This is a genomic window from Algibacter mikhailovii (genome assembly GCF_014651495.1).
In the GTDB taxonomy this organism is placed as follows: domain Bacteria; phylum Bacteroidota; class Bacteroidia; order Flavobacteriales; family Flavobacteriaceae; genus Algibacter_E; species Algibacter_E mikhailovii.
The window spans coordinates 1-3992 of record NZ_BMWZ01000025.1; the positions used below are offsets into that span (position 1 = coordinate 1).

General features: G+C 30.0%; 4 protein-coding genes. All 4 read left to right on the forward strand.

Features of this window, described 5'->3' with window-relative positions; translation table 11 throughout:
• The first annotated feature begins 130 nt into the window (after positions 1 to 130).
• Positions 131 to 487 (forward strand): hypothetical protein, encoded by a 357-nt coding sequence (locus tag IE051_RS18405; RefSeq protein ID WP_189362880.1) that lies wholly within the window; start codon positions 131 to 133, stop codon positions 485 to 487.
• A gap of 181 nt (positions 488 to 668) precedes the next feature.
• Complete coding sequence (locus IE051_RS18410) at positions 669 to 1235, forward strand: hypothetical protein (protein WP_189362881.1); 567 nt, start codon at positions 669 to 671, stop codon at positions 1233 to 1235.
• 731 nt (positions 1236 to 1966) lie between these two features.
• Positions 1967 to 3142 carry a hypothetical protein gene (locus IE051_RS18415; protein WP_189362882.1) on the forward strand — a complete coding sequence of 392 codons (1176 nt, stop codon included), beginning with the start codon at positions 1967 to 1969 and terminating at the stop codon, positions 3140 to 3142.
• A 159-nt stretch (positions 3143 to 3301) separates the two neighbouring features.
• On the forward strand, positions 3302 to 3742 hold the full coding sequence (locus IE051_RS18420; RefSeq protein WP_189362883.1) for a hypothetical protein: 441 nt from the start codon (positions 3302 to 3304) through the stop codon (positions 3740 to 3742).
• The last annotated feature ends 250 nt before the right edge of the window (positions 3743 to 3992 follow it).

Sequence of the window (3992 nt, forward strand, 5' to 3'; positions counted from 1 at the left end):
CTTGGTTCTAGCCTACTCGGAAAATCCTGCGGATTTTCCTTTGGTTCGCTCCATTTTTATTAAGTTAGTTGCTTAATCACGCAACTATCCTTACACAAACACGTTGTGTGTAATTTGAGAAACGTCCTAAATGAAATTAACCGAAATTAACAAAGTAACTGACAAAACTGAATTTAATAGTTACGCTGATTTTGAAACCCATCCAACTGCGGAGTTGAAATGTATAAATTGCGAAAATAAAATCTCAGTAAACTTTAGTAATTTAAAAAAACATCAATTATCGGATTTTACAAATCTAACGGAATTGGACGCTAAAAAAATGACTGAGTTTATAAAAGAAAAACTGTCTGAAATACCAAATTCCTTTCTTGACTATTATTGTCCGAGTTGTGGGATACCGACAAGAGTTCTCTATGAAAGTTGGGCTGGAGGAAAACATGGAGAATTTGGATTTGGATTAAAAAATATAATAAGTGGAACTGAATAAAAACTACACACAACAAAGGCTATAATTCATTGTGGGCTTTGTCCTAAACTTAAACATTTGTACTTTTAATCCGGCATGATTCCATAAGCGGAAAAGTCTGCCGACATTTTCCACAACGAAATCATAGCCTAAACCGTTGTGTGCAATTTCCCAGCAAACTCAAAAAAAAAGTTTAAAATGAATGAAAATAGCAAAGGATAATTTAAGCGCTGAACAGAAAAAGAAAGTCTATTTTGGAATTGCTCTTTTATCAATAATAGTTATATCCTTTTTTTATTACGCTTTTAACCTAAAAAAGACAACTAAAGAACTATTATCAATTAATACAGACTTAACAATTTGTAAAAAAACAGGTTACAGCACATATAAAGGATACACAGATATTATAAAATATAATGTAAATGGAAAAAAATATGAAAGAGAATTATCAGGGAGAAATTCTGTTGAAATTGGAGAATTTTACGAGTTAAAATACTCTAAATCTAATCCTGAATTTTGTGAGGTAAATTACAAAAAACCAAAAATCATAAATGAAGAAAATTACATATCTGGCAAAGGAATCATCGATAAAAAGTATGAAAATGAAAAATGGAAAATATTGACTTTTAAGTATAGTTATCTAAAAAAAAATTATATACGAGATGTCTATTTGCCAAATTTTGAAAATTATGAAAAAGGAAAAGAAATTGAAATAATTATAAACAAAAGGAATCCAAAAATATCATATTTGAAACAACAATTTGAATAAAAAAACTGCACACAACACCGTATAAAATTAATTGCTTGTGCTAGCCTACTTACGAAAATCCTCGCGGATTTTCTATTCGGTTTGTATTTGCTAAATTAGGTGCTTAAACAACGCAACTAATCTTATACAATCACGTTGGCTACAATTTGAACACACAGCACTAATTAAAGATTTTAACTATGAATAAAATTTGGATAATAATAATTGGAATCGCAATTTTCTTGATAATTAATCTTCTCTACTATAAAAGTATGAAAGGTTATGTGAAAGAATCCTTTGGAAAAAAATGGTTAAATATATGGGGAAACAAAGTTTGGTTCTGGCAAAGCTCAATTTTTGTGAGTACTGGAGGAACAGTTTTAATAATGTATCTTTTAAAATTGTCAAATGTTTTGACCTTTTAGAAATCTAAAAATAAAACGGATTATTTTATGCTTAAACTGACTTCAAAACTGTTGCGGAATTGATAAAGTTTGAGAAAAAAACTGACCGATAAAAACCCGGAATCGGACTTCAATACTGATTTGCCAATGTTTATCTGTGAATTTAAATCAAAACGGAATTAAAAAATAAAAACTGTAGCCAACACCGTATAAAAAAAATTGCTAGTTTTAGCTAAACCAAAGTTAGTTGCTCGTTTGCTAGCTTCTGATTTTCCTTCGGAAAATCCTCGCACACAAAACCGCACTATTCTTATACAATCACGTTGTAAGCAATTTTGACAAACCCAAATGAGAAAAGAAATTAACCTTTTGACATTTATTATTCTATTGAATTCAATATTTGTTTTCGGACAAGAAAAAACAACTTTCCAATACGATGACGAAAAAGCTTTGAATATAGAATTGTTTGGGAAAGTCAAAAATGTGATAATTCAAAAGGAAAATTTAAAAAACGATAATTCCGAGAATTTCATTTATAATTTTGATACGAATGGAAACCCTTTAAAAATTATAAAAAATGGATTGGGAGTTGATGTAATCAATAGAACTTTGAGAGATGAGGGAATTCACTATGAATTTAAAAACAGTAAACTTCTTTCTAAACTAAATAAAATGACGAGTGGATTAGATGGTGAGACTTACCAATACGATGATAATTGGAATTTAGTCCTCGAAAAACATTATATAAATAACACTTTGGTAAAAGAAATATCTCAGGAATTTGACAACGAAAATAGAACCGCAAAGAGGATAGTATATTTATATGGTGGTTATAGTGATTACAACGAAAAAACTCAAGAAGGAAAAGAAAATTATATATATGAAATAGAAAATTACCAATATGATAGTGATGGAAATTTAACAAAAGAAACCTCTCACAACTTGAGAAAAAACTTTATTGAAGAAAGAATATTCAAGTTTGACTTAAAGGGAAATATAATTGAGGAAGGTCAATGTATGAAATCGAATGGAAATACTGAATGTAAGTACAAACCTCTATTTGGTTTTGAATATGATAATCAAAGCCGTCAAGTTAGGAAATTTCAACTTGCTCAATTTTCGCCTCACAATACAGACCAAGTATATAAATATGATTCCAATGGTAACAAAATAGAATCAATTGGTTATTATATCTATCCGAATAAAGAACCGATAATCGGATATCAATTCAAATACGAATACAACGAACTTGGAAATAAAACTAAAGACATAGAAGTCATCGGAAAGTATAGACGTTTAGGATTTGAAAAGTATAAAACAGAAATCACTAAATACGACAAATATCAGAACATAAAATTAAAAGAATATTTAACCGAATCTGGAGAATCAATAAAAGTTGTAGTTTACAATTTTGACTACGATAAATTGGGTAATTGGATAAAAAAAGAAAAGTTAGAAGGGAAAACTCACAATGATTTGGAACTTATTGAAATTACAACAAGAGAAATTGAATATTATAAATAAAAAAACTGCTTACAACAATGGCTATAAGTAATTGCTCGTTCTCGCCTACTTCTGAAAATCCTCGCGGATTTTCAGTTTTATGTGTACTTGTTGAGTTTCGTACAAACCCACGCAACTACTCATAGCCGAGACCGTTGTAAGTAATTTGACCAAACCATTATGAATAGAATAAAAACATTGATAAGTATTTTAATTCTGACTATAACATTTAGTAGTTGCGGAAATAAAAAGAGTGAGGAAAAAACCAACTCAAAAACTGAATTAGAAACGGTTGAATTGCCAAAGAAAGTTTTTACCGAATCCGAAATTGCCAAATACACAATCTCTGCGATTATGAATCAGCCACCTGAAATAATAAGTGTAAAAGACAATGGCGGAATTTATAACGTTTCGTACACTCGAAAGGACGATGGAAAAAAGTTTGATTACAAAATTAAGATTAGCGGAAATAAAGTGACTTGGGGAAATAGTGACGGAAGATGGAGAGACACTAAATTTGACGAAAAAATAAAGTATTCTGAAAAAGACAATGAACTGAAAATCATACAGACTTTTGAAGACGGTTCTGAAATTGTAAAAGAATTTAAAAAAGCGGAATAAAAACTACTTACAACAATGTATAAAAATAATAGCGGTTTAGTGCTTAATCAAAGGTCGTTGCGTGTTTGCTACGTCTGAATTTCCTTCGGAAATTCCTCGCACGCAAACCCGCAACTATTCTTATACGAGACCGTTGTAACCAATATTGACCCGTCCTGAATAAAGGCTACATAATTTTAAACATTATGTACAAAAATGACAAAGTAATCAGACGGTATTCAGAACCCTTTAAACTGAAAATTTTAGACGA